General features: G+C 41.4%; 26 protein-coding genes. 6 read left to right on the forward strand and 20 right to left on the reverse strand.

Going from position 1 to position 24,354, the window contains the following annotated elements:
- Positions 1 to 29 precede the first annotated feature (29 nt).
- Entirely contained in the window at positions 30 to 872 is an 843-nt protein-coding gene (locus tag ABFG93_RS04230; RefSeq protein ID WP_347550911.1) for a superoxide dismutase, read from the forward strand.
- Positions 873 to 1,005: 133 nt separating this feature from the next.
- Here the strand turns inward: ABFG93_RS04230 and ltrA are convergent, their stop codons facing one another.
- The 14 genes from ltrA to ABFG93_RS04300 form a co-directional block, all read right to left on the reverse strand.
- The gene (gene ltrA / locus ABFG93_RS04235; RefSeq protein ID WP_347550913.1) at positions 1,006 to 2,202 is read right to left on the reverse strand and encodes a group II intron reverse transcriptase/maturase; all 1,197 of its coding nucleotides are present in this window, start codon (positions 2,200 to 2,202) and stop codon (positions 1,006 to 1,008) included.
- A complete protein-coding gene (locus tag ABFG93_RS04240) occupies positions 2,169 to 2,360 on the reverse strand; it encodes a hypothetical protein (protein ID WP_347548066.1) in 192 nt (63 codons plus the stop codon). The genes ltrA and ABFG93_RS04240 overlap by 34 nt, the downstream gene beginning before the upstream one ends.
- 428 nt (positions 2,361 to 2,788) lie before the next feature.
- Complete coding sequence (locus tag ABFG93_RS04245) at positions 2,789 to 3,094, reverse strand: hypothetical protein (protein ID WP_347550915.1); 306 nt, start codon at positions 3,092 to 3,094, stop codon at positions 2,789 to 2,791.
- 113 nt (positions 3,095 to 3,207) lie between these two features.
- Positions 3,208 to 3,411 (reverse strand): hypothetical protein, encoded by a 204-nt coding sequence (locus ABFG93_RS04250; protein WP_347550917.1) that lies wholly within the window; start codon positions 3,409 to 3,411, stop codon positions 3,208 to 3,210.
- A 357-nt stretch (positions 3,412 to 3,768) separates the two neighbouring features.
- Positions 3,769 to 5,049 carry an isocitrate lyase gene (aceA, locus tag ABFG93_RS04255; RefSeq protein ID WP_347550918.1) on the reverse strand — a complete coding sequence of 427 codons (1,281 nt, stop codon included), beginning with the start codon at positions 5,047 to 5,049 and terminating at the stop codon, positions 3,769 to 3,771.
- A gap of 42 nt (positions 5,050 to 5,091) precedes the next feature.
- Positions 5,092 to 6,159 carry a hypothetical protein gene (locus ABFG93_RS04260; RefSeq protein WP_347550920.1) on the reverse strand — a complete coding sequence of 356 codons (1,068 nt, stop codon included), beginning with the start codon at positions 6,157 to 6,159 and terminating at the stop codon, positions 5,092 to 5,094.
- 11 nt (positions 6,160 to 6,170) lie between these two features.
- Positions 6,171 to 6,317 carry a hypothetical protein gene (locus ABFG93_RS04265; protein WP_347550921.1) on the reverse strand — a complete coding sequence of 49 codons (147 nt, stop codon included), beginning with the start codon at positions 6,315 to 6,317 and terminating at the stop codon, positions 6,171 to 6,173.
- A 203-nt stretch (positions 6,318 to 6,520) separates the two neighbouring features.
- Complete coding sequence (locus tag ABFG93_RS04270; RefSeq protein WP_347550923.1) at positions 6,521 to 7,018, reverse strand: DinB family protein; 498 nt, start codon at positions 7,016 to 7,018, stop codon at positions 6,521 to 6,523.
- A 262-nt stretch (positions 7,019 to 7,280) separates the two neighbouring features.
- A complete protein-coding gene (locus ABFG93_RS04275) occupies positions 7,281 to 7,604 on the reverse strand; it encodes a thioredoxin family protein (protein WP_431522044.1) in 324 nt (107 codons plus the stop codon).
- Between the two features lie 28 nt (positions 7,605 to 7,632).
- Positions 7,633 to 8,472 carry a DUF1206 domain-containing protein gene (locus ABFG93_RS04280; RefSeq protein WP_347550927.1) on the reverse strand — a complete coding sequence of 280 codons (840 nt, stop codon included), beginning with the start codon at positions 8,470 to 8,472 and terminating at the stop codon, positions 7,633 to 7,635.
- Between the two features lie 282 nt (positions 8,473 to 8,754).
- The gene (locus tag ABFG93_RS04285; RefSeq protein WP_347550929.1) at positions 8,755 to 9,642 is read right to left on the reverse strand and encodes a metal ABC transporter permease; all 888 of its coding nucleotides are present in this window, start codon (positions 9,640 to 9,642) and stop codon (positions 8,755 to 8,757) included.
- Positions 9,639 to 11,009: a metal ABC transporter permease gene (locus ABFG93_RS04290; RefSeq protein WP_347550931.1), complete on the reverse strand. Its 1,371-nt coding sequence runs from the start codon at positions 11,007 to 11,009 to the stop codon at positions 9,639 to 9,641. The genes ABFG93_RS04285 and ABFG93_RS04290 overlap by 4 nt, the downstream gene beginning before the upstream one ends.
- Before the next feature lie 12 nt (positions 11,010 to 11,021).
- The gene (locus ABFG93_RS04295; protein WP_347550933.1) at positions 11,022 to 11,777 is read right to left on the reverse strand and encodes a metal ABC transporter ATP-binding protein; all 756 of its coding nucleotides are present in this window, start codon (positions 11,775 to 11,777) and stop codon (positions 11,022 to 11,024) included.
- 21 nt (positions 11,778 to 11,798) lie between these two features.
- Positions 11,799 to 12,728: a metal ABC transporter solute-binding protein, Zn/Mn family gene (locus ABFG93_RS04300; RefSeq protein ID WP_347550935.1), complete on the reverse strand. Its 930-nt coding sequence runs from the start codon at positions 12,726 to 12,728 to the stop codon at positions 11,799 to 11,801.
- A 406-nt stretch (positions 12,729 to 13,134) separates the two neighbouring features.
- On the opposite strand from ABFG93_RS04300, the gene ABFG93_RS04305 reads away from it, so the two are divergent.
- Positions 13,135 to 13,623 carry a universal stress protein gene (locus tag ABFG93_RS04305; RefSeq protein ID WP_347550937.1) on the forward strand — a complete coding sequence of 163 codons (489 nt, stop codon included), beginning with the start codon at positions 13,135 to 13,137 and terminating at the stop codon, positions 13,621 to 13,623.
- Positions 13,598 to 13,828, forward strand: a complete 231-nt coding sequence (locus tag ABFG93_RS04310) for a helix-turn-helix domain-containing protein (protein WP_347550939.1) — start codon at positions 13,598 to 13,600, stop codon at positions 13,826 to 13,828. Before ABFG93_RS04305 ends, ABFG93_RS04310 begins: the two co-directional genes overlap by 26 nt.
- A 52-nt stretch (positions 13,829 to 13,880) precedes the next feature.
- Here ABFG93_RS04310 and ABFG93_RS04315 read toward each other — a convergent pair whose 3' ends face one another.
- Positions 13,881 to 15,677, reverse strand: coding sequence for an ATP-binding protein (locus ABFG93_RS04315; RefSeq protein ID WP_347550941.1), 1,797 nt, complete (start codon positions 15,675 to 15,677; stop codon positions 13,881 to 13,883).
- A 217-nt stretch (positions 15,678 to 15,894) separates the two neighbouring features.
- Between ABFG93_RS04315 and ABFG93_RS04320 the strand changes: the two genes are divergently transcribed.
- Positions 15,895 to 16,176: a hypothetical protein gene (locus ABFG93_RS04320; protein ID WP_347550943.1), complete on the forward strand. Its 282-nt coding sequence runs from the start codon at positions 15,895 to 15,897 to the stop codon at positions 16,174 to 16,176.
- On the opposite strand, the gene ABFG93_RS04325 is transcribed toward ABFG93_RS04320, so the two are convergent.
- Complete coding sequence (locus ABFG93_RS04325) at positions 16,177 to 18,021, reverse strand: helix-turn-helix domain-containing protein (RefSeq protein WP_347550945.1); 1,845 nt, start codon at positions 18,019 to 18,021, stop codon at positions 16,177 to 16,179.
- 20 nt (positions 18,022 to 18,041) lie between these two features.
- Positions 18,042 to 19,256, reverse strand: coding sequence for an amidohydrolase (locus tag ABFG93_RS04330; RefSeq protein ID WP_347552754.1), 1,215 nt, complete (start codon positions 19,254 to 19,256; stop codon positions 18,042 to 18,044).
- A 247-nt stretch (positions 19,257 to 19,503) separates the two neighbouring features.
- Between ABFG93_RS04330 and ABFG93_RS04335 the strand changes: the two genes are divergently transcribed.
- Complete coding sequence (locus tag ABFG93_RS04335) at positions 19,504 to 20,121, forward strand: NAD(P)-dependent oxidoreductase (protein ID WP_347550947.1); 618 nt, start codon at positions 19,504 to 19,506, stop codon at positions 20,119 to 20,121.
- A 143-nt stretch (positions 20,122 to 20,264) separates the two neighbouring features.
- Here the strand turns inward: ABFG93_RS04335 and deoD are convergent, their stop codons facing one another.
- From deoD to ABFG93_RS04350, 3 genes are all read right to left on the reverse strand, one after another.
- Positions 20,265 to 20,975 (reverse strand): purine-nucleoside phosphorylase, encoded by a 711-nt coding sequence (gene deoD, locus ABFG93_RS04340; RefSeq protein ID WP_347550949.1) that lies wholly within the window; start codon positions 20,973 to 20,975, stop codon positions 20,265 to 20,267.
- 174 nt (positions 20,976 to 21,149) lie between these two features.
- A complete protein-coding gene (locus ABFG93_RS04345; RefSeq protein ID WP_347550951.1) occupies positions 21,150 to 21,680 on the reverse strand; it encodes a DUF420 domain-containing protein in 531 nt (176 codons plus the stop codon).
- A 128-nt stretch (positions 21,681 to 21,808) separates the two neighbouring features.
- The gene (locus ABFG93_RS04350; protein WP_347550953.1) at positions 21,809 to 22,426 is read right to left on the reverse strand and encodes a hypothetical protein; all 618 of its coding nucleotides are present in this window, start codon (positions 22,424 to 22,426) and stop codon (positions 21,809 to 21,811) included.
- Positions 22,427 to 22,810: 384 nt separating this feature from the next.
- On the opposite strand from ABFG93_RS04350, the gene zwf reads away from it, so the two are divergent.
- On the forward strand, positions 22,811 to 24,298 hold the full coding sequence (gene zwf, locus ABFG93_RS04355; RefSeq protein ID WP_347550955.1) for a glucose-6-phosphate dehydrogenase: 1,488 nt from the start codon (positions 22,811 to 22,813) through the stop codon (positions 24,296 to 24,298).
- The last annotated feature ends 56 nt before the right edge of the window (positions 24,299 to 24,354 follow it).

Here is a 24,354-nt window from a genome sequence, read left to right on the forward strand (position 1 = left end):
GTAATAGCGTCTAATAAGGGGGATTGAAATTGGAAGCTTCTAAACATCAGGATTTGTTATCATGGGGTCAGCATTTCCGAAGCCACCTGATTACTAGTTCTATTAATGAATCATTAAAAGCATCATTACTGACAAGTACAGATGCATGGCTATTTGATGTCCAAACGAATGTCAACAGCCGCACAGACATGGAAATGGAAGACTTATTCAAAAGAGCTGAACACTTATACGATCAATTGCGAGCTAAGCGTGTGCCAATTGGCGGGCATACACTCCCATCTCTCCCATATGACTACGATGCCCTTGAGCCTTCCATCTCAAAACGAATCATGAGACTGCATCATGATGTTCACCACAAGAGTTATGTTGATGGATTGAACAAAGCAGAAATTGAATTACAAAAGGCAAGGAGGAGCGGGAATTTTGATTTGATTAAACATTGGGAGAGAGAGCTTGCCTTTAACGGAGCTGGTCACTACCTTCATACGATCTTTTGGAAAATCATGATTCCTGAAGGTCGCAAACCTGGAGGAGAAGTTCTAGCAGAGATCCAAAAGAGCTTTGGAAGTTTCGATCAATTTAAACAGCAGTTTACAAATGCCGCTAACAAAGTTGAAGGTTCTGGATGGGCAATCCTCGTATGGTCACCCGTTTCAAGGAGACTCGAGATTCTGATGGCAGAAAAACATCAGAACTTAAGTCAGTGGGACGTTATTCCCCTTCTCACACTTGATGTCTGGGAACACGCCTATTACCTTCAGTATGAAAACAACCGTAAACAGTACATTGATAACTGGTGGAAAATTGTTAATTGGGAAGAAGTAAACAACCGATTTGAGAAAGCACGAACAGTGAAATGGGAAGCATTTTAAGAAAATGAAGCAAATCGAGTAGGAGGGGGTGACTAACCCCCGACCTCTCACACCACCGTACGTACGGATCCGTATACGGCGGTTTCATGAAAATCTAACGTGCTTCTAACGATTTTAATCCTAACTGACGCCACTACTTGTCATTGAAGGTACGGTGGAGGATCGGGCTACTGGCAATTCGCCAGTAGCCTTTTCTTGTGTTGCTCCATTCAAAAGCTTTCGCTTTTGTAACACCTAATGAAAGGAGTTCTTTCCTTCTTGTTTTAGGTGTTTTCCATTCCTTCCACCGGATCATTCGTAATCTCCTTCTCAACCATGCCATTAATTCTCTAAAAGTTGATGTCGTTTCAGCGAGCTGGAAATAGTTTCGCCACCCTACAATGAATTTGTTTAATTTCTTGATTCGATCGGACATCGCTAATCTCCACTTTCGTGATGTTAAGCGTCGAAGTTCCTGTTTTGCTCGTTGGATTGATTGTTTCGCGACCCTGATTTTCGAGTCTCGGTGGAGCGTGAAACTAAACCCAAGGAACGTTCGTTTCCACGGGCGGTCAATCGCACTCTTTTCCTTATTAACTTTTAGTTTTAATTTCTTCTTGATAAACTGGCTGATATTTCGAAGGATTCGTTCGGCTGCTCTTCTTGAGCCTACGTAAATCTGACAATCGTCGGCGTATCGAACGAAACGAATACCTCTTGACTCCAATTCCTTATCCAGTTCATTTAACACGATATTTGATAGAAGTGGACTTATAGGACTTCCTTGCGGTGTCCCTGCTTGGTTCGTCTGTGTTAGGCCGTTCTCCATAACCCCAGCTTGTAGGTATCTCCGAATGATTCGAAGGATGCGACCGTCCTTAACCCGACAACTCAATGTGCGCATTAGTCGGTCGTGGTGAACGCGATCAAAGAATTTCTCCAGATCGATATCCACCACCCACCGGTATCCGTCATTGACATATTCTTGGGCTTTTCGGACCGCATCGTGTGCTCGTTTTCCTGGTCGGAACCCGTAGCTTGAGTTGGAAAACGACGGATCGTAGATCCGTTGAAGATAAAGGTTGATAGCTTGTTGGATGAAGCGATCCATGGCGGTTGGAATGCCTAGCTTTCGTTTGCCTCCGTTCGGTTTCGGGATTTCGACACGACGGACGGGTAACGGTTGATAGGTTCCATCCAGAAGTTGGGCTTCAATCTCATTCCAGGACTCCGAGATCTGGGATTTCAGTTCAGACGTGGGAATGTGATCAACGCCGTGACTCCCTTTGTTTCGGACCACTCGTCGATAGGCTTCGTTTAAATTGTTCCGATGAAGTATCTTTTCCAACATGCTTTCTTCCTCCACGTGACAGGTTTCTTTCCTTGTGTGGCACCAATTCTCCACGCTCCATATGCCCTCAGAGACTTCACTCCTACCTCATATGTTGAGCTGAAATGTTCTGTGTCATCGAACGATGCGTACTTCGGTAGAACCTGTTCTCTATTCATGATTCGGTCCTTCCCGTACCATCTCGAGTTTGGAACGGTACTATGACCTCGGCTGACTTCTGATGGTTCAGTGACTTCTCTTGAAGACAGTTACCATAGGTGTATGGCGTGACCGTCAGACCTCCCCGGGTAAGTGCACAAACTTCCTCTCCATTTACCCGCCTCATTTACTGCCATTTCCTTTGGTCATTTGGACTTCGATGTGTGTTGCCATCTCATCCAAAAATGACAGCCTTGTATGAGATTCGTGTTCCTCGGGTCGGAGATTTGCCTCTGGCTTCCTTCAGATTCCGAGTCGCCTCGGACACCCTTGCCTTTGGCTAACGGCTACAATGACCTTTGCCGTTCGGGACTTGAACCCTATAGCGTATGCACATGCCGGGCACACTACAAAAGCAAAGGCAGCACGCCTTTGCTTTTAATCTTGATTAGCGATATGGTCCATACCCGTATGGTGGACGACCTCCATAACCTGGGTATCCATAACCGCCCTGATACCCGCTATATCCTTGATAACCGGGACCCGGGTATCCATAACCAGGCCCACCGTAACCTGGGTAACCTCCATAGTAAGAGCCCCCATAAATTCCCGGAATTAATAGCCCCCCTAATAACCCTCCTGCAAGGCCACCTGCAAAACCGCCTAAAAATGGATATGGCCGCTGGTGAGCATACTGCCTCACCTGGTGGTAAACTCTTGTATCTGGATAAAAACCTGAATGGTAATTGTCCATCTGTCTTCCTCCCTTTCCTGCTGGCCAATCAAGATATCTGCCTACAGTATAGGGTATGGAGAAACTTGAATTTCGAAAGGGACATTAGCGGAGAAAGATGAATTCTCACCTAATTATAATCTTGGCCAATAAACACTAAACCACACAACGACAATACCTGAAGCAAACAGATAAAGCTCAGGAGACTTTGAAATAAAGATAAAATAGTCAGTTAGACTATGTCCAATAATAATTAAGTTCAAATGAAGAATTAATGTAACCCCTCCTGCAACAGAGAGACCGAAGCCAATGAGAAAAATGAAGAAGCGGACAATCATCTAGCTAGCACTGCTTGGATCATTTGTGCCTGTCCCTCCTCGATCTTTTATTACTCATCGTATTTGGACAACTCCATAATTATTCCCTTTTAGAGCAATTCCTTTTGTTTTGCTCAAAAAAATACTAAAACATTAAGAGAAGAATGAGTAAGTGATTGAAAAAGGAGAACAGGTTGTACAGTAAAACTGGGTTCCCTCATGTCGTTATAAGAAGAATGAGACAACCCCTTTTATTCCTTTTACTAAGGAGGGTGGAACGACATCTGCTCACCCGGCCCTTAACCTAATATGGCTATTTCCACACTAAAAACCGGCTGATTTTCAGCCGGTTTTTCCTTTCCACATCTTTATGGAACCTTATTTAGTACTACTAAACTGCTCTTCCTCTGTTGATCCTTTGAGAGCTGTCGTAGACGAAGCCCCACCAGTAATCACTTGAGACACGACATCGAAATAACCTGTTCCAACTTCACGCTGGTGTCTTGTTGCCGAATACCCATCCGCTTCACTTGCAAATTCAGCTTGCTGAAGGCGCGAATATGCTGCCATGCCATTGTCTTTGTAATCTCTTGCCAGTTCGAACATACTGTGGTTTAGCGCGTGGAAGCCAGCAAGTGTAACGAATTGGAACTTATAACCCATTTTTCCTAGTTCACGCTGGAATTTTGCGATAGTATCATCATCAAGCTTTTTCTTCCAGTTGAAAGATGGTGAACAATTGTATGCTAAAAGTTTACCCGGAAACCTTTCATGAATGGCATTCGCGAAACGCTGTGCTTCTTCAAGATTCGGTTCAGACGTTTCACACCAGATGAGATCAGCATAAGGTGCATAAGCAAGACCACGTGCGATCGCTTGATTAAGCCCTGGCTTCGTATAGAAAAAGCCTTCTGGAGTACGTTCTCCAGTTAAAAATTCTCCATCGTACTCATCTACATCGCTTGTAATTAGATTCGCTGCATTTGCATCGGTTCTAGCGATGATCAACGTCGGTACTCCCATTACATCAGCTGCAAGACGAGCCGAAATCAAGTTTTTCACAGCCTGCTGTGTCGGTAGAAGAACTTTTCCACCAAGGTGCCCACATTTCTTTTCAGATGAAAGCTGATCCTCGAAGTGAACCGCTGCTGCTCCAGACTCAATCATTGACTTCATCAACTCGAATACGTTTAGTGCACCGCCGAAACCTGCTTCCGCGTCTGCCACAATAGGCACAAACCAGTCTCTGTCATGAATTCCTTCTGAGTGCTCAATCTGATCCGCTCTTTGTAGAGCCTGATTGATTCTCTTTACTACTTGTGGAACACTGTTTACCGGATAAAGGCTCTGGTCTGGATACATCTGTCCTGACATATTTGCATCTGCTGCAACCTGCCAACCGCTTAAGTATATGGCCTTCAATCCTGCTTTCACCTGTTGAACGGCTTGATTTCCAGTTAATGCGCCTAGGGCATTTACAAAATCTTCTTCATTCACAAGTTTCCAAAGACGCTCTGCTCCTCTTTTTGCAAGCGTATATTCGATCTGAACGGAACCCTGAAGTTTATGAACATCTTCTGGAGAATATGGTCGTTCAACTCCTTTAAAGCGATCCTGATTCCAGCGTTCTTGAATAGAAGTAATTTGCTTGTTCGTCATGTTTATATCCCCCTGATTATCGTTAATTTTTAAGTACTTCAATCAACAATCCCTGTTTACCTTACAGCTTCTGTTGGCCTCAAGGCTACCCCCCTGTCGCTTCTTCCAGATCTGATTAGGCTCAGGCATATAGTGATTCCAGATCGCCCTCATCATCCCGATTAGATTGGAATCAGTGACACAGGTTCCATCAAACCCTTCTACCGCCTTCTGTGTTCCCGTTTCAAATTGCTCCCCCGAATTCAAACCTCCGTCATAGAAACTGCTTTCGCTCGACTGCTCATATATGACATGTGCAAGTCGTTTATGCGCAATATAGATCGCATAGTGTGCTGATGCAGCGTCAAGAGTCGATAAGACATGAAGCCCTGCACTATGTTGTTTTAACTCGTAAAGCATTTCTTCTGACTGATAAATACTGTTTTCACTTTCGATAAGGATAGATGCTTTGATCGTACCGTTTAATAAATTCAGTTCGTTTTCAGTAAAAGTAAAAATATGATTCCAGAGCCTGGCTTCTTTATAGGAGCCAATTCCTTTCAAATACACATAAGGAGCTGAGCGATTCTTTTGTAATGCTTGCGCGTTATGAAAGACGTATAATCCGAAGTCAAATAAACCAGCAGAAATTCTTTTACCATTTATTCGATAGTGTTCTTCCATCGCATCCCACTTTCGAGGGATCATCATGATCGCAGTAGGATAATGCACAACCTGATTTGTTCGTTGAATCAGTTCCTTCACGTTTTCCTGTGCCACCATCCGTTTATCTAGTGATAGATACTCATCAAAATCACATGTTAGTAAACTGGCTCCTCCCTGATATGAACTTAACAGGTTATCGCGATCCTCGGCAGATTGTTTGATGATGATACGTCGATCTTGAAGGTCAGCTCGAACCGGTGAAACAGTCCATGGTGCTTCGCGCACGTTTTCTGATTCGGAAAGGAATCCACGTTTTTCTTCTAAGGTGAGTGTTGGCTTTTGTCTCGAAAGTTCGTTTATTTCTGCTTCAAATTGGCAATGCAGCTTCTGGAGAAACTGCATTGTCTCCTGTGTTAGTACACGGCTCGCTTCCAAGTGAACGCTTTCACTTTTCTCCTCAATCACTGCTTTCCCTCCTATTCCAGACGTCCACTACTATTACAGCGGTGACATCCAACATTACCGTCTCCTTCGCAATGATGGCACCCTTCTCCCTGTCTCTCTTTCCCGTGGCAATGTGGACATTCAAGCTCACCATTTCCATAGCATGTATAACAATCCATTTTACCTTCCTCCTTTTCTGTTATAATACAATTTGTTTTATTTGATAGTATTATATAACAACCCACAAAAAAGGTTCAACCTTTTTTTCAGAAAACTTTTAAAATCTGTAAATATTACAAAAAACAGTAATAGAATCTGTCTATTTTTAAGTCATTCGATTAAGAACAACAAAAAAACGCGTGCAGCGCACGCGTTGTGTGTATTAAACAGTTGATTTCGACCAGAGTTCTTTCACTCCACATGCCCTCTTAATACCGCTTATTGTTCCAAGATGAAGATTCTCATGGTTCATTAAGAAAAGCAGAAGCTCTGAAACCGTTTCGAGGGTGAGGTAAGACCCAATCGAAAAAGGATTTTCAAGTTGTTCATTAAGTTTCCCTTCTAAGGATTTAAAGCGATTGTTCTGTTCCAAAAGGTGGTGTTTCAATTCAATCAGATCTGGTGGCTCTACCGTCCATTCAGTTGGATGAGTTCCCGCCTTAAAGAGTGAAGAATAATGGTCAGGGAGATTATTTTCCATTCCTGTAAAACGATGAAGCACTAATTCAGCTGTTACTAGAATATGACCAATGTTCCATCTTACTGTGTTGGAAAACCCTTCAGGGAGTTTGTCAGCTATCTCTTCTGTACTTGCTTCTAGTGCTTGAATCGTGCGGTAGCGCCAGAATGTAAACTGCTTAATCAATTGAGCATCATCCATATTAAAACCACCTTTGTTTTTTTATGAACCGCCTATAATAGGGGCATTACTAATCATTCGCGATTTTCTATTCAATTCCTACATTATTATGACTCGCTTAATTGGTTCATAAGCTTTTGATCTCCCACGTCCTTAGCATGGTCAATTGCAGTAAGACCGCTTCTAACACTAAGTAGTGGATCTGCTCCACCTATAGTGTGATCAACATTCACTATTAATTAAACTTAACATTAGAAAAAGCACCCATTACAGGTGCTTTTCACTATTCATCAAGCATAGACGTGATTCGTCTAATTGATGAACGGAACGATTCAATATTCACAAACCGAGCTTCCCTGATGCTTTCTCTTCCTTCTACATATAAGAGAAGGACAGGGATTGTAAAAACAGAAAATTCTCCTGCGGCTTCAGGGATTTCATGAACATTGAGCTTTTCCCTTTTGATTTGTGGAAATTCTTCTAACACGTCCTCAACTTGAGGTAAAAGCGCATGGCAAACAGAACAATTCGTGCCATAAAGGTAAAGGAAATATAGCTCATACTCCTCAATTCCTTTCCGCGCTCCCTCTAGCGAAATCTGTTTCAATTGCTCCACCTTCTTAAAGCGTTGTTCATTATGAAAAGTTCATTCTTTTATTCTTACCCTTAACGAACATAAAGATGCCATATGCAATGAATCCAATTGCAACGAGTCCAAGGAGAATGGCGCCATGCGGCTGCTGTGCTAGTTCAGAAAGAGCTCCATCGAGTCCTTTAGTTTTATCAGGCTTAGCAGTAACCGCCGTCTGAATAAAGAAGACACCCATCATTGCAAAAACAACACCACGTGCTGATAGTCCAATTTGACCTGCACGTTTGCCCCACCATTCTTCCTTCTCGTGCATCTCATACTGCTTGAGTTGTTTCATAAATGACTTCTTATATGCACGAATCACTTGATATACACCAAATCCAATGAAGCATAGCCCAATAAAGCCAATAACCCATTGACCAAATGGTTGTCCTAATAATTTAGCCGACATGGATTGATTACTGCCAGAAGAAGAACTACCAGCTCTCGTAATGATTGAAAACGCATTATATGCAAGAAATAGATGCACAACACCAGCTCCAAACAAACCGATACGGATCACAATCCCCTTCGTATCACTCCCATAATTATCGGGATCCTTAATCGCCTGAATGGCTTTCCATAATGCATAACCAATTAACCCAACTATAAGTAGCCAAAGAAGCACTTCTCCAAATGGTTTCCCTGCAATGGTAACAAATGCTCCTTTGGAATCGGTTGTTTTACCACCCGGTCCAAAAGCAGCCTGAAATGAAAGAATCCCGATAATTAAGTATACAACACCTTTAGCTGCATACCCCATTCTTGCTAACCCTCTTATCCAGGGCTTTACATCGTTCGTTGCCTGTCTTGCTTTGTGTTTTGCTGCAGTACCCGTGTCCATTATGAATCTCCTTCCGAAAGATCGTATAATTAAGTCTTCGATTCTATTCCCATTTCTAATTATTTTCAATCCCAAAGATTAATAGTAAAACTAACCAAATACAGAAGCACAATTTCACATTCAAAAAAATAGCCCTTTAAGCGAATCCAGCATTCGCTTAAAGGGCTGCTAATTGAGGAGATAGACTTGTGGGCACAAGCTATCGCATTTCTTTACTATACTATAACTAACATAATTTTCATATAGTTTTGAATCATTTCTTTTTTGATTTATCGCGTTAAATTATGAAGATTGCTCAGCAACAATGGATCTTCTTGCCAGCAATTTAGATAATAAGCCATGTCTTGGAGACAAAACAAAGGTGATCGCAAATAATAAACCAGCAATTGATGCCATTGAGCCAGAAATGGAGATGTTCCAGGCAAGAGCGGCGTAATAACCACCTACAGCTGATAGTACACCAATGCCTGCACTAATAAACAACATCACAAGCAGTCGATCTGTTAATAAGTAGGCTGTTGCACCCGGTACAATCAGCATCGCAACTACAAGGATGGCCCCGACACTATCAAATGATGCTACAGTTGTAATTGATACCATCGACATGAGTAAGTAGTGAATAAACATGACTGGAATTCCAATTGCTGAAGCCATTGCTGGATCAAATGAACTGATTTTGATCTCCTTGTAAAATAGGACAATGACTACTAAATTGATGAGGAGTACACTGCCAAGCATCCAAACGGCAGATGGCCCGAGATCCCTTCCGCCCACTGTTAATGTATTCCATGGTATGAACGTAATTTCTCCCATGAGAGCGTGATTGACGTCCAAGTGCACCTTCCCGGCGAACGCTGAAAGAAGAATGACACCAAAAGCAAATAGTGAAGTAAATACGACACCGATCGCGGCGTCTGACTGCACACCGCTTGAATGGAGTACCTGCACTAAGAAAGCTGTTAACAAACCAATAATCCCTGCCCCGACGAGCATATAAATTCCTTCAAGGGAATGACTGACAAGATACGCGAGCACAATGCCAAGAAGCACTGTGTGACTTATGGCGTCAGCTAGCATCGCCATTTTTCTTAAAATGAGAAAGCAGCCGACAATGCCACACGTCACTCCAACAAGGGAACCGGTTAAGATAATCCATGCACCATAACTCATGATGACTTCACCTCTTTTTTCCGCTGTTTCTCTGTACTTGATTGTGTTCTTGAAGAATAATACTTTCCACCTTTTTCGAAGTGGGAAGGGTCAAGTTTGGGTGTACGCTCATGAACAGCCATTAATTGTTTAAGCTCTTCTAAGGTGCTTTTAGGAATCGCTTCATATTGCCACGTTTCGTTAGCAGCTAATTGAAGATGAGCAAACTTCATTTCGTACATCGTATACATTTCAAATAAACGATTGTTAAATGTAATATCGTAAGCTTCCTTGGCCCCATTCCCGGTCAGGCGCCATTTAGCTTCTGAAGGCATTAAGAGATGCCCTTCTCTTTTAAGTCGCTGTAGATTAGAATCGAGCGTACGGCCTGCCATCTTTCTTCTATTAATTAATTGATCGCGGGAAAATGAAAGCCCCTGATCAGATTGGCTTGCTTCCTCTGATAGATCATACATCGTTTGCAGGACCGATTCTCTAGCTACTTTCTTACGAATCTTGTATAATTTTAACCCTTTTGAAACAAGTCCGCGATTCGGTGCAAGAATGAGAGAAATCAAGAAAATCATGGTAGCTGAAAGAACGATAACAGGTCCAGTTGGAAGGCGACTTGCCATTGAGCTTAGAATTGTTCCGAGAATCCCTGATAGCGCCCCGATAGTACCTGCTACAATAACCATTCGATCAAGTCGGTCCGTCCAGTACCGCGCAGATATCGCTGGTGTGATGAGCATCGCTGCCATCAAAATCACACCAACAGCCTGTAAACCGATGACAACAGCACTTACAATCAGCGTCATTAAAAGGGCGTTCAGAAAGCTGGTTGGAAGCCCGATTCCTTTCGCGAATTGTCGATCAAAGGTAAACAATTTTAACTCTTTAAACAAAAGAAACGTAATGATCAGAAGCACGATGGCAACACCTGAAATAACCTTGACGTCATTTCCAACAAGTGATGCAGCTTGGCCGAAAATAAAGTCATCCAGTCCGCTCTGGTTTCCGTTCTCAGACTGGGCGATTTTAGTAAGCAGGACAATTCCAAACCCGAAAAACACTGAAAGGACTAATCCTATCGCCGTATCTTCTTTAATTCGTGAATGGTTGATGATCGCCTGGATAAAATAAGTGGCCAGCAAACCTGAGAGTGCCGCCCCAACGAGAAACCATCCGATTGATTTTGTTCCGTAAAGAAGGAATGCAAGACAAATTCCTGGGAGTGCAGCATGAGCCATGGCGTCTCCAATCAAGCTTTGCTTTCGAAGGAGAGCAAAACTGCCCAGCACCCCGCTTGCTATTCCTAGAAGTATGGACCCGAATAAAACCCATTGTGTATTTGCATCCTGCAAGGTTAAGAGAAGCTCAGTCCACATAGTAAACCCTCCTTATGGCTGCACAACAAACGATTGGTTAACCTGAGTATCAAGAAATGCCAGGCGTCCCCCATACGTTTTTTGTAAATTATCTATTGTAAATACCTCTTCTGTCGGACCAAGCGCAATTGTTCGCTTGTTTAACAGTAGCGTCCAATCAAAGTATTCCTTAACGGTTTGTAGATCATGATGAACAACGAGTACGGTTTTCCCCTGTGCTTTTAATTCATTTAATAATGAAATAATCGCCTTTTCAGTAGCAGCGTCAACTCCTACGAATGGTTCATCCATGAAATAAACTGTCGCGTCCTGAGCAAGCGCTCTTGCGAGAAAAACACGTTGCTGCTGGCCGCCTGAAAGCTGGCTAATTTGACGGTTAGCGTACTCCTTCATCCCAACCTTATCCAGCGCCTGAAGAGCTATGGCAGTGTCCTTCTTGCCAGGACGTCTAAACCATCCGATATGCCCATATCGCCCCATCAATACAACATCCAGGGCATTTGTTGGAAAGTCCCAGTCTACAGAACCTCGCTGGGGTACGTACCCTACAAGCTTTCTCTGCGTACGATACGGCTTTCCGTAGATTTCCACTGTCCCTGAAGCGGTTGGAATAAGGCCTAATATTGCTTTAATAAGAGTCGATTTTCCTGCTCCATTAGGTCCGACAACACCAATCAGCTTTCCCTCCGGCATTGTGAACGTCACTTCTTGAAGAACAGGTTTCCGGTCATAAGCTACCGTTACGTTTGATACATTTATTGGATTCATCCGTCCTTCTCCCTTCATCATCTATTTTAAAGCTTTAACAATGGTCTCAATGTTATGTCGATACATTCCTGTGTAAGTCCCTTCTGGCGAACCTTTAGCACCCATGGCATCTGAAAAAAGTTCTCCGCCTATCTCAACCTCGTGTCCCTTTTCTCTTGCGCCTTCTACTACAGCATTGATTGAGCGCTCGGAAATACTACTTTCAATAAAAACAGCTTTAATGTTTCGATCAGCGAGTACTTTGACAAGGTTCTGAACGTCGCGCAAACCATATTCAGAGTCTGTACTTAATCCCTGTAACCCCTTAACTTCCATTCCATAAGCCTGACCGAAGTATTGGAATGCATCGTGGGCTGTAACTAAAACGCGACTTTCTTCGGGTATTTCGTTTATTTGCTCTTGCGCTTCTTTTTGCAGCGTTGTTAACTCTTCCAGATAAGCTTCTGTATTTTTCACATAGTCCGCTTCATTCTCTGGATCATATTCAATCAATCCATCACGCACTTCTTCAACTGCGTACTTCCATAGCTCAATATCAAACCAGACGTGAGGATCAACGGCTGCTGAATTCGCCTGGTCTACTAATAACATGTCTTCAGGAATTGCTTCAGCTACTGGATGCGTTGGTTTCTCGCTTTTCATTTTCGCGAAAATATCACCCATTTTTCCTTCAAGATGAAGTCCGTTGTAAAAGATAATATCTGCGTTTGATAATTTCGTGATATCACCTTGTGATGCTTTATATAAATGTGGGTCAATCCCAGGACCCATAAGTGACTCTACTGTGACATGCTCTTTCCCAATGTTTTTGACGATGTCACCTATCTGTCCGATCGTTGTTGTAACTTTAACCGTGTCGCCACTTTTTTTATCAGTTTCAGTGCTATTACATCCTGAAAGGATAAGTACAAATAAAGATAAACCAAGAAGATATCCAAACCATTTTTTCATTTTCAACAACTCTCCTTTTTAAATTTAATCCGTTACATGAAGTTCTAGACTAACGTATGGCCTTTGATGTTGCGGTGTGCTTTTCCATCTAACATTAACGAAAAATAGTTGCTCAATCTCTCTATTTTTCACCTAGCAAACAAGTTTTTCCCTTAGGCAACACTATTTTAAAAAAACAGAGTTGAGGTCAACTCAACCCAAAATCCACAATTGTGCCCGCGCCTATAAATGTTTCCTTAGTACAAAATTATCGCGTTGATGCATTTTTGTCAACTTATTTTATTCTAAAATTCTCTAAAATAGAATCATTTCTATTTCTCTTAGTGTGATGTTCGTCACAGTTTTTATAATCACTAGGGCATACAATAGAAGTAAGAAAACAAACTATTTCTAGGAGGGGTATACAATGAGTGCAAAACATTCCAAAATACTCGTTGCAGTTGATGGGTCTGATTCTGCTGAGGTAGCATTTTCGAAGGCGGTAGAAATCGCTTTACAAGATCAGGCTTTTCTGCTCATTGGGCACGTAATCGATACTAGAAATTTCTCTACCTTCGAGCTATATGACATTGCAACAGAACGAGCCGAAGACTTCGGCAAACGTCTTTTGAAAGAATACGAAGAAAAAGCTGCTATAGCTGGTGTCAATGATGTTAAAAGCGTCATTGAATACGGTTCACCAAAAGCAAAGATTGCTAGAAAAATCGCTCCTGAGCATGATATTGATCTCATTGTTTGCGGTGCAACCGGAATGAATCGGGTTGAAAGACTTCTAATGGGAAGTGTCTCTGAACACATCACGAGAAACGCTAACTGTGATGTTCTGGTGGTTAGAGGGGTAAAAGTACCAGTTCACGAGGGGATTAAAAATGAAAGTGGGAGACAAAATTCGTAAACATAGATTGGAAGCAGACATGACTGTTGAAGAACTTGCCTTTAAAGTTAGAATTGGCTCCGGACTCATGCAGCGAATTGCAGAAAATCATTTTGACCCGGACGGGCAAACCCTTCTCAAAATATCGACTGCCCTTGATATTCCAGCATCAGAATTTCTAGAAAAAGAAACAATTGAGGTGCTTCAACAGACTGATACGAATTAAGCAATTCGAGTAATCTAAAAAAGCGCTGGCGAAATTTTGCCAGCGCTTTTTATTATATTGACACAAGTTTATTTTCTTCAAACGGAAGTACGACTTCAACTGTTGTTCCTTCCCCTTCAATACTTGTCAGATTCATTCTGCCACTGTGGTTTTCAATAATATTAAAGCTAACCATTAATCCAAGCCCGGTGCCATTCTCTTTAAGCGTGTAGAAAGGTTCACCTATTCTTGGCAATTTATCCAGAGGAATTCCGACTCCCTGATCTGTAATTATTACTATTGCTTCATTAGACTCGCTTTTCATTACCTTCAACGTAATAACCCCACCTGAAGGCATCGCTTCAATCGCGTTCTTCAATACGTTAACAAACACCTGTTTTAATTGGTTTTCTTCGCAGATAATAGGTAAACGGTCAAAATCATACTGCGTTCGAATAACAATGTTTTTAAGAATCGCTTGCGTTTTAAGTAGCGTTACAACGTGTCTGAGTAATGAAATAAGATCTCCTTCAGCAAACTCTTTCTCCTGTGGCCTCGCAAGCAGCATAAACTCACTGACAATAAAATTTATTCGATCGATCTCAGATAGCATGATTTGTAGAAATTCTTGCGACTTCTCATCAGTAGCCGAACTGTAAAGGAGATTTGAAAACCCTTTCAAGGATGTTAATGGGTTCCGAATCTCATGAGCTACTCCTGCCGCAAGTTCTCCTACAGCTGTTAATTTCTCTGAGCGTCTTAATAACTCCTCCGTCTTTTTTAATTCCGTAATGTCTTCAACAATGACGATAACACCTTTCATCTTCCCATCCACAACATGCGGAATCGAAATTAATTTCACACGAACGGAGTGGCCTATTTTATGAATGATGGCTGATTCACATTTTTGGGGAATACCAGTTTTGGTTTCTTCAAAACAGTTCATTGTGCGTTCGTGAAAACGATCTTCTACAATTTTAAAGCATGTTGTATATTTCGTCTCTTTAGCGGAATAACCACTAATTCCCTCTAAAGACGGATTCATGTTCAGTACTTGTCCATTCAGATCCAGAAGCATAATGCCATCTGGATTATTTTCTACTAGAGAATGATAACGACGCTCACTCTCTTGCAGCTGGTATGCCTGGAATTCAAGCTTACGATCACGTACCACACTAATCAAAATCAAGACTGAAATGATAAATATGCCCGTTATGACGATCGATTGCAATAGCATGTTATCACTGTAGTTTTCAATTTCGACCTGTGTATTGCCGGAAACCCTCATCATCATGAAGTAATTGATCATTGATACAGCAATCCCGAGCACAATCGCACCAGCTATCTTCCCCCATGCGTTACGCTTTTCCGCCGTGATACCATATACCAACCAGAAGCTGCTAACTGATGAAACGAGTGCAATAAGTCCCGGAACAACAATTTGCCACCAAGTACTAAGGCTGTATGTCTCTTTCAAAAGATAAACAGAACTTAGAATTTTTAAAAGTAATAACGAAGTAGTAATTGGAATAGCCGCAAGCAAAATTGCTCGAAATGGCTGCATACTTAAGGATAGTACTATAAATGATAGTAATGCCCCACCTACAGGAATAAGTAATGACGCAATGACGAACCACGGCTGATAATGCGCTGATATATTAGGTGATAAACCAAGCAAGGAGATATATTGAAGAATCCAAATCCCCGATCCGAGAGCAAGCGAACTCCCAAACAGCCATATCTTTCTATAAGCTCCTTCCATGCGAATAGCTTTCTCATGAAAATCAAAAGCTGTATACCCATAGCTAACGATCAATAAGATCGAAATTGTTATAAGAAAAAAAGGAAATGTGTACGTAAATTCATTCATGTTATACCCCGCTTTATGCAACTCTGTTTATCGCTAGACACTTAATCTACGTAATTACTATTTGACACTAACCATCAAATTCCTCCTGCTATAGCTGGCTGAAAATGCAAAAAATCAACAGCGTCAAGAAGCAGTCCAAAACCTCGGACTACTTCTTACATTTTCAATGGGTAAAGTTTCTAGTTTTCGGGTACTAACGGGAAGGAGGAGGAACGATATGCCACAAATATTGTTTAAAGTTCAAACCGTGAAAAGACTGGACAGTGGCATACCTAATACTTTTGAAGCTGAGGTTGAAGTCGACATCATTGATCGAAATTCAGGTAATCTCATTCAACAGGGAATGGTACCTGTTCGATTCAATGAGCACGGCGCTTTCCCATCCATTTCACATATTAGACGTTTTGATGGAGACAAGAAGCTTCATACAAAATTTCTGTTTGATAGCAGGAGATATATTCGCAAATTACGACCATATCCTCAACCCGATGATGATTAATCATGCTTCAAATAGGTAGCTGTAAATGTTACAGGCAACCTGAATATTTAAACGGTCAGACGGTTCGTTAAAATCCATGTTAAGTATTTCCTGAATGCGCTGAATTCTGTAATTCATCGTATTAACATGAACGTGAAGCTGTTCAGACGCTTTTTTCAAATCCTGTCCCGTCGAAAGGTAAACAAAAAGCGTTTGAAACAGCTCTCCTTTTCTGCGCTTCTCATAAGCTAGTAACGGAGAGAGGTACTCTAACGCATAATCTGATAGTTCGGCTTCTTTGTTATTTAATAATAGTCTTAGAGCCCCTATCTCCCCATACCAGGAGGAATATCCAGCGAACGTAAACCGCTTTAGAAATTTAATGGTTTTCTTCGCTTCCAGAAAAGAATGCTCTACTGCTTGAATTCCTCTTACTGGTTTTCCGATCCCGATTCTACATATCTTCTCAGTCATAACCGTATCAACAAGATCATTGAACTTTTCCATAAAATCATTCACTACCGTGATTGAAAATTCAATACCATTTGAACCATCGACATAAAATAACAAGACCAGTTGCCGCCCCCATTCTGTCACAAGCAACTGCTTTCCTTCGTCAATATCCAACAAATGGCTAATTGCTGAATGGATACAGCTGCGTAGCCATTCTTCTTCAGGTCCTACGAACTCGTGTGGAACTTCTACAACGGCTACTGTGAAATGACCATCCATACTGATCCCTAACCTTGATGCCGCATAACCTTTGTCTGACTCGTCTTCTTGAGCAGATAAAACATTGATTAACAGTTCACTTGTCAGCCGCTGCTCTTCTTTATCCATGGCTTCTTTTTTCATCAGTTGCAAACCAGCGACAGTGCATGCATGAAAGACAGCGGAATGCTCAAATCTTGTTAACGGCTGCTTTTCAGAAAGAATCGCAAGATAACCAAGTGGAAACGTCAATCGACCTAGCGGAAAAAGCATAAAATTATGTTCAACTGGTAAAACCTCGCTCACCATTTTTCCTTTCATGGAATTCAGATGAGTGAGGATGGCTTTTCTAATCGATTTAATAGATGGTATATCTTCTAAACTTGTAGCTTTCACATCGCCGAATGGATCGAAAATAACGACCGGTTTGCCAATAGAATCAGAGAGATAGGAACAAATATCCTGAAAAGAATTTTCGTTCACAGCAATGTCTGATAGCGCATGGTGAGTCTCAACTGATTTTGATAAGCTTTCATTTTGGTGAACGACCGTCTGGTTAAATTGCTGTAACTTCTTGATGGATACCTCTTTGTTTCGGTACAGGTGAGCATTTTCGAGAGCGATCGCAGCCTGTGAAGAAATAGCTTCTACTAGCCTTATATCATTTTCTGAGAAGGATTTTTCTTCGTTAAAACAATCCAGCACAATCACACCTGTACAGGATTTTTCCTTCTTAATCGGAATACAAATAGTACTCATTGGAAGATCCTGGGCTGACTTATGGTAAAGAGCAGCATTGTGAGCACTCATTGTATTCATGGCTTTCACGACTTCTTTATTTGTTTGAAAATGAATTGTTTTTTCCTTTTCAAATGCAAGACCTGTCATCGATTCCCCCGGGCGAAGGATCACTTCATTAACAGACTTCTTGCGAAATCCAGAAGAAGCTGCAACACTCAGTCCTTTTTTATCTGAGTTATATAAAAACAGAACCCCCCCATCCGCTGCTTCAATTGCTGAAACGGCTTCTTCAATAACAGATTGAATGACAGCATAAAAATCAAGGGATGAGTTAAAAATTGTTGAAACCTGCATAAGCAAATGCAATTGTCGCTTACTGAGTTCTGCTTCATTTTCTAGCAAACCTCTGGTCATTCATTCCACTCCTTCACTTTTTATCTTTTTGTCTGATAGATTTCTGAAGCAGACTTGTTCGATTGTTCCAAATACGTTAGCGTCGCTTCTCCAAGAGTCTTTGCTGCAATAACCATCGCTTTTTCATCGATGTCAAACCTAGGGTGATGATGAGGATACGTTGCATTCAACTCTTCATTTCGTGATCCTGTTAAAAAGAATGTCCCCGGGACTTCTTTAAGATAATAGGCGACATCTTCTCCGATCATTAATGCTTCTGTCTCTACAACATGATTGACTCCCTCTACTTTCTCTGCTGCCCTTTTTAATAATGCTGTTTCTGACTCATGATTGATAACGGGCGGATACCCTCTATTATATGAAAATGAATAGTCTGCGCCAGCAGCTTCACATGTTCCCTTAATTATTCTTTCCATGAGCGCAACAATTTTTTCCCGTATTTCGATGTCGAATGTTCTCACGGTTCCAGTTAAAGTTGCAGATTCAGTGATGACATTGAATGCTGATCCAGAATGGAAGGATCCAATTGAAAGAACTGCTGTACGAGTAGGGTTAATAAAGCGACTTACAATCTGCTGAAGGTTCCCTACAAGCTGACTTGCAATCACAATGGAATCGATTGCCTCGTGAGGAATACCTCCATGTCCACCCTTTCCTTTAATAACAATTTCAAACGAATCTGCAGCCGCCATAAGTTGGCCAGCTTTATAAGCGATCGTTCCTGTTGGGAATCCGGACCAGAGATGCGTTCCAAACAGCACATCCACCCCGTCAAGACATCCATCCTCAATCATCGGTTTCGCACCACCCGGTGTGATTTCTTCAGCAAACTGATGAATGAAGACCACTTTGCCAGGAAGTTGGTCTTTCTGTTCATGCAGTGCTTTTGCTAGAAATAAGAGTGTGGATGTGTGACCATCGTGGCCACAAGCGTGCATAACTCCTGGCACAGTCGATTGATATGGAACATCCTTCTCATCTTGAATTGGAAGAGCATCGAAGTCCGCTCGTAAAGCCACTGTTTTACCTGGCAATGACCCTTCTAGATAAGCAACTACACCTCTCCCTCCTACTTCAGTTCTCACCTTCACGCCAAGTTTCTGGTAGAATTCACCAATTAACCGCGGCGTTCTGACCTCTTCAAAAGACAGCTCGGGATGTCTATGTAAGTCTCTTCTTAGTTCAACCATTTCCGGGTATAACTCTTCTAATCTGGTATAAAGGGCTTCCTTCATCATTCATTCCCCTCTCCTTTATCTGTTTCAAGAATAATTATACTAGTCTGATATTAGTATTCTATGTGTATTTTAACAAAAATCTTGATCCTATTATGTAGATTTCCGCAATTTAAATGTAAAAACAATAAAAATTCTGATTACTCATCTGAATTTCTCTTATTAGCGGTTCTATTTCAATAGAGGTGTTTGCTTTATGTGAATGTTTTTTCTAAAATGGATTAAGTTCACGAAGGAGGAAACACGCATGCGCATTTTACTATTAGGCGCAACTGGAAGAGTTGGAAGTGAAATTCTTAAACTCGCTGTTGCAGACAAGCATGACATTACAGTTCTTGTTAGGGCGAAAGAAAAGCTCGACGTGCAAAATGACATAAAAATTGTTGAAGGAAATGTTCTGGATCAAGAAGTGCTTGTTCAAGCAGCAAAAGGTGCTGATGTCGTCGTAAGCGCACTTGGTACTGATAAAACCACAACTTTATCTGAAAGTACGCCTAAGGTAATTCAAGTTATGAAAGCGAATGGAATTAAACGTATTATAACTGTGGGAACAGCGGGAATCCTTACGAGTAGAACCCAACCACCTCTATATCGCTATGAATCTTCGGAGTCTCGTCTTAAAACGACTCGAGCCGCCAAAGAGCACAGGAAGATGTATGAAACATTATCTGAAAGCAACCTTGACTGGACTATTGTTTGCCCAACCTATTTACCGGACGGTCCAGCTAAAGGAAATTATCGCGTTAATGAAGATGTTCTCCCTGAGAACGGACGTGAAATTTCAGTAGGCGATACAGCACAATTTGTTTATCAGGAATTACAAGTATGCAATCACCTTTATAAAAGAGTTGGTATTGCTTACTAGCTACTGGAACACCCCTGGATGTTTACTTGCCACCTCTACGTTTATGAAAAACCTTTTGGTAGATGGGACATATTATTCGCCTATTCGAGGATCTATAAAAAAAGCACACAAGAAAAACGAGTGTACACTCGTTTTTCTTGTGCTTACTTCTGCTTTAACGCAGCTTCCAAAGCGATAATCATCATGTCTTTAAAAGTAGACTGACGTTCTTCTGATGTTGTTTCCTCACCAGTTACAATGTGATCACTAACCGTAAGAACAGTAAGTGCATTCACACCGAATTTTGCAGCGATCGTATAAAGCGCTGACGTTTCCATCTCTACACCAAGAACCTGGTAATCAGCAAGCTGCTGGAAAATTTCCGGGTTATCACGATAGAAGGAATCACTTGTAAAGACGTTCCCAACATGGACAGCCATTTCTTTTTCAGTAGCAGCATCGTAAGCGTGCTTAAGTAAGTCGAAATTGGCAGTTGGTGCGAAATCCATCCCGTTAAATTGCAGGCGGTTTACACCTGAATCGGACGTTGCGCTCATCGCAAGAATTACGTCTCTAACGTTCACTTCTTTCTTTAATGCGCCACATGTCCCAACACGAATCAAATTCTTAACACCGTAGCTTTGAATCAATTCATTTACATAAATTGAAATGGATGGCACTCCCATCCCAGTCCCCTGAACAGAAATTCTTTCTCCCTTGTATGTACCTGTAAACCCGAGCATTCCCCTTACTTCGTTATAACAGACAACGTCCTCTAAAAACGTTTCTGCAATGTACTTCGCACGAAGTGGATCTCCCGGCAATAGAATCGTTTCAGCAATATCTCCTTGATTTGCTCCAATATGTACACTCATTGTACGACCTCCTTCAGTTATTAAGTTCACTATCAAAAGTAGCATAAGATGCGCTGAGATTCCACATGCAATCACCCTATACATAGCCTTTCCTATAAACCAGACGATACCCAAGCCAGCTTACATCAAAAAAGTAGAAAAAGGTAATAACCTCTTTCTACTTCAATACCATTCTTAATAATACGGTGAAATCATCAGGTATACGACCACGCCGGTAATACTTACATATAACCAAATCGGCATTGTCCATCTCGCTATTTTACGATGTTTTGCTACCTGCATATTAATGCCACGAGTTACTGTAATTAATGCCAGTGGCACAATCGCTGCTGCAAGAACAATGTGAGTGATTAATATAAAAAAATAGATCGATCGAATGATTCCTTCTCCCCCAAATGAAGTGGATTCAGACAATCCATGGTACGTGACATAAGAAATAAGAAACAGCGCCGTTGTGGTGAAAGCAGCAAAGATAAACCGTTTGTGAAGTTTAATATTCTTTTGGAGGATAAAAATAAGCGCAGCTACTAGAAAAACAAACGTGAAGCTGTTAAACACTGCATTCAACAATGGTAATAGCGTAATATCAAACCCTACATCTCCACTATACTCAGGTAGGAAAAAGAGGATAACGACAAGCACGTTAATCGCGATTGAAAGACCGACAATCCATGGCGTATAATTTCGTTGTTTTACATCATTCATTTCAAATTCTTCTCCTTATCACAGTCATCTACCTTCTAAGGATAAGAAAATTTCATGATTTCGGCAACCAATGAGACACATCAGTATTGTAAAATCCAATAACCTGACACCTTTTGTTCACAGAATTGCTAAGGAGTCCATTGATCATGAACAACCCCTACCAGGTATTGTTCTCCTTCATATTCTGTGAAAACCAGTTTAAGACTCTTCCAATCCAGCCCCCCATTCTCTTCAGACCCCGGTACAAAAAACTCTATAAAATGGCTATCTGGAAAAGCTTCTTTACTGTTTTGTAGACTGTTGGTCTCCTCGAAATAATCATTGTAAGTTACAAAGTCCGTTTCACTATAGTCAACGTCATTCACGTAGGTGTTAAAATAATCTATTGGTGTTAAGCGAATAGGTTTTCCACTTCCCGCTTCCATTCCCCATTCATATTGCTTTCTGTTCTTTAATAATTCTCTGATTTGCATTGGCATCAATACTTGAGCACGCTTTTTCTCTATTGTTCCGTATGGCGAGAATAGAACGCCTTTCTTTGGATGGACAAAGCCTGCAAGCTCTTTCATCTCTTGATGACGAAGCGCATTTAGAACCTTGTATGCCCTTTCTGTCACAATACTTTGGACAGACTTTTTGTCACCTGCTTCAACAACTTCAGTTATACCACTCTCATTTTCACTAACTTGAGCACAACCAATTAATAAGCTAAGGAACAGGAAAAAGATCACGTTACGATAGATCATCACCCTCATCCTCCCGGCCATTCACATATCTACTATATTCGCCGTTCTATACCTCAATCATTCATTTCACTGAAAAAAAAGCAAATTAGTTTTCAGAATATCCATCTCACATTAAATCGCGTAAAAACGGGGATGGCATCGCTTACAACTCATTTATTCTAAACTGAAAATTCAAATTTCTATTCATTTGCAATCTCACAATTTGATTTTAGTGCTAAAAAGCTATAAAATTTTTACTTGGGAACCCAGTAATGGGTTTGACGACTTATTACTAATCGTATGCACTGACTGATCCAGGATAATGTTAAAAACCGGGAATTTTACTATTCATTTCAATACCTTCCCTCTGGAACAGCAATAATGAAAAGAAGTGAGGTCACAAAGATGAATCAACCATCCAAACAGGCTTCTGTTATCGTCATATTCGGAGCTACAGGAGATCTTGCAAAACGCAAGCTATTTCCATCACTGTATAACCTCTATTGCAAAGGTGTGCTTGCAGAGGATTTCGCTGTTGTTGGCGTTGCCCGCAGACAGTTATCTAATGAAGAATTTCGTGCGAACGTCCATGATTCCGTGATTCACACCGCATGTATGGATAAAAACGACAAGCATGAAGAATTTAGCAGTCACTTCTTCTATCAGCCATTCGACGTAACGAAGAAGGAATCTTACCAGGATCTTAAAAGATTAACGGAATCGCTTGATGAGAAATTTGATATTCCAGGTAATCGTATTTTCTACATGGCGATGGCGCCTGAATTCTTTGGCACGATTGCACTAAACCTTGATTCCGAAGGACTCATTGAAGGTGATGGGTTTAATCGCCTTGTTATTGAAAAGCCTTTCGGACATGATTTCCCATCTGCTCAAAAGCTTAACGATGAAATTCGTCAGGTTTTCTCAGAAGATGAAATCTATCGAATTGACCATTATCTCGGTAAGGAAATGGTGCAAAACATTGAAGCGATTCGATTCGCCAATTCATTATTTGAACCACTCTGGAATAACCGTTATATATCCAATATCCAGGTGACATCCAGTGAAACAGTAGGAGTTGAAACACGCGGCGGTTACTATGAAAAATCCGGAGCGCTACGTGACATGGTACAAAACCATATGCTTCAAATGGTCTCCCTTCTTGCGATGGAACCACCTGGTAGTCTAACGACTGAAGAAATCCGCGGTGAAAAGGTTAAAGTTCTTCGTGCACTTCGAGGAATAAGCACTGAAGAAGTGAAGGATTACTTTGTTCGCGGTCAGTATAAACAGGGTGAAGTCGATGGAGAGACACTTCCTGGCTACCGTGAAGAAAATAATGTAGATGAAGAATCAAACACAGAAACATTTGTGGCTGCGAAGTTGATGATTGATAACTTCCGCTGGGCAGGCGTTCCATTCTACATTCGAACAGGTAAACGAATGAAAAGTAAATCCACTAAAATTCTTATTGAGTTCAAAGACATGCCGATGAACCTTTATAAGAATGAAAGTGGTAAACTAGGACCGAACATTCTCGTTATTAACATTCAACCTGAAGAAGGCATCACGCTTCATTTGAACGTCAAGGATAATGGCGATATGAGAAAAACAACGCCAATTCAACTAAACTTTAATAACAAGCAGGAAAACAACATCAACTCTCCAGAAGCCTACGAGCGTCTTCTTCATGACGTCATGCGTGGCGATGCAACCAACTTCACTCGATGGGATGAAGTTGCACTCTCATGGCAGTTCATTGACCCTATTTCAGTATCATGGGCAAATGAGAAAGAACAGGACTTCCCTAACTATCCTGCAGGATCAATGGGCCCTGATGCAGCAGACCGTTTGCTAGAGAAAGACGATCTGCATTGGTGGCCATTGCCATAAGAAAAGCGAAGTGGCCGGTTAAATCTGCAGGGCGTGGGAGGCCATTCATTTTGAAG

Source organism: Pseudalkalibacillus hwajinpoensis, from assembly GCF_039851965.1.
GTDB lineage: Bacteria > Bacillota > Bacilli > Bacillales > Guptibacillaceae > Guptibacillus > Guptibacillus hwajinpoensis_E.

Excerpts from the sequence above, each read along its gene's own strand:
- ltrA (WP_347550913.1), bottom strand. The coding sequence starts at position 2,202 with ATGTTGGAAAAGATACTTCATCGGAACAATTTAAACGAAGCCTATCGA.
- ABFG93_RS04240 (WP_347548066.1), bottom strand. The coding sequence starts at position 2,360 with ATGAATAGAGAACAGGTTCTACCGAAGTACGCATCGTTCGATGACACA.
- ABFG93_RS04245 (WP_347550915.1), bottom strand. The coding sequence starts at position 3,094 with ATGGACAATTACCATTCAGGTTTTTATCCAGATACAAGAGTTTACCAC.
- ABFG93_RS04250 (WP_347550917.1), bottom strand. The coding sequence starts at position 3,411 with ATGATTGTCCGCTTCTTCATTTTTCTCATTGGCTTCGGTCTCTCTGTT.
- aceA (WP_347550918.1), bottom strand. The coding sequence starts at position 5,049 with ATGACGAACAAGCAAATTACTTCTATTCAAGAACGCTGGAATCAGGAT.
- ABFG93_RS04265 (WP_347550921.1), bottom strand. The coding sequence starts at position 6,317 with ATGGATTGTTATACATGCTATGGAAATGGTGAGCTTGAATGTCCACAT.
- ABFG93_RS04270 (WP_347550923.1), bottom strand. The coding sequence starts at position 7,018 with ATGGATGATGCTCAATTGATTAAGCAGTTTACATTCTGGCGCTACCGC.
- ABFG93_RS04280 (WP_347550927.1), bottom strand. The coding sequence starts at position 8,472 with ATGGACACGGGTACTGCAGCAAAACACAAAGCAAGACAGGCAACGAAC.
- ABFG93_RS04285 (WP_347550929.1), bottom strand. The coding sequence starts at position 9,642 with ATGAGTTATGGTGCATGGATTATCTTAACCGGTTCCCTTGTTGGAGTG.
- ABFG93_RS04290 (WP_347550931.1), bottom strand. The coding sequence starts at position 11,009 with ATGTGGACTGAGCTTCTCTTAACCTTGCAGGATGCAAATACACAATGG.
- ABFG93_RS04295 (WP_347550933.1), bottom strand. The coding sequence starts at position 11,777 with ATGAATCCAATAAATGTATCAAACGTAACGGTAGCTTATGACCGGAAA.
- ABFG93_RS04300 (WP_347550935.1), bottom strand. The coding sequence starts at position 12,728 with ATGAAAAAATGGTTTGGATATCTTCTTGGTTTATCTTTATTTGTACTT.
- ABFG93_RS04305 (WP_347550937.1), top strand. The coding sequence starts at position 13,135 with ATGAGTGCAAAACATTCCAAAATACTCGTTGCAGTTGATGGGTCTGAT.
- ABFG93_RS04310 (WP_347550939.1), top strand. The coding sequence starts at position 13,598 with ATGAAAGTGGGAGACAAAATTCGTAAACATAGATTGGAAGCAGACATG.
- ABFG93_RS04315 (WP_347550941.1), bottom strand. The coding sequence starts at position 15,677 with ATGAATGAATTTACGTACACATTTCCTTTTTTTCTTATAACAATTTCG.
- ABFG93_RS04320 (WP_347550943.1), top strand. The coding sequence starts at position 15,895 with ATGCCACAAATATTGTTTAAAGTTCAAACCGTGAAAAGACTGGACAGT.
- ABFG93_RS04325 (WP_347550945.1), bottom strand. The coding sequence starts at position 18,021 with ATGACCAGAGGTTTGCTAGAAAATGAAGCAGAACTCAGTAAGCGACAA.
- ABFG93_RS04330 (WP_347552754.1), bottom strand. The coding sequence starts at position 19,256 with ATGAAGGAAGCCCTTTATACCAGATTAGAAGAGTTATACCCGGAAATG.
- ABFG93_RS04335 (WP_347550947.1), top strand. The coding sequence starts at position 19,504 with ATGCGCATTTTACTATTAGGCGCAACTGGAAGAGTTGGAAGTGAAATT.
- deoD (WP_347550949.1), bottom strand. The coding sequence starts at position 20,975 with ATGAGTGTACATATTGGAGCAAATCAAGGAGATATTGCTGAAACGATT.
- ABFG93_RS04345 (WP_347550951.1), bottom strand. The coding sequence starts at position 21,680 with ATGAATGATGTAAAACAACGAAATTATACGCCATGGATTGTCGGTCTT.
- ABFG93_RS04350 (WP_347550953.1), bottom strand. The coding sequence starts at position 22,426 with ATGATCTATCGTAACGTGATCTTTTTCCTGTTCCTTAGCTTATTAATT.
- zwf (WP_347550955.1), top strand. The coding sequence starts at position 22,811 with ATGAATCAACCATCCAAACAGGCTTCTGTTATCGTCATATTCGGAGCT.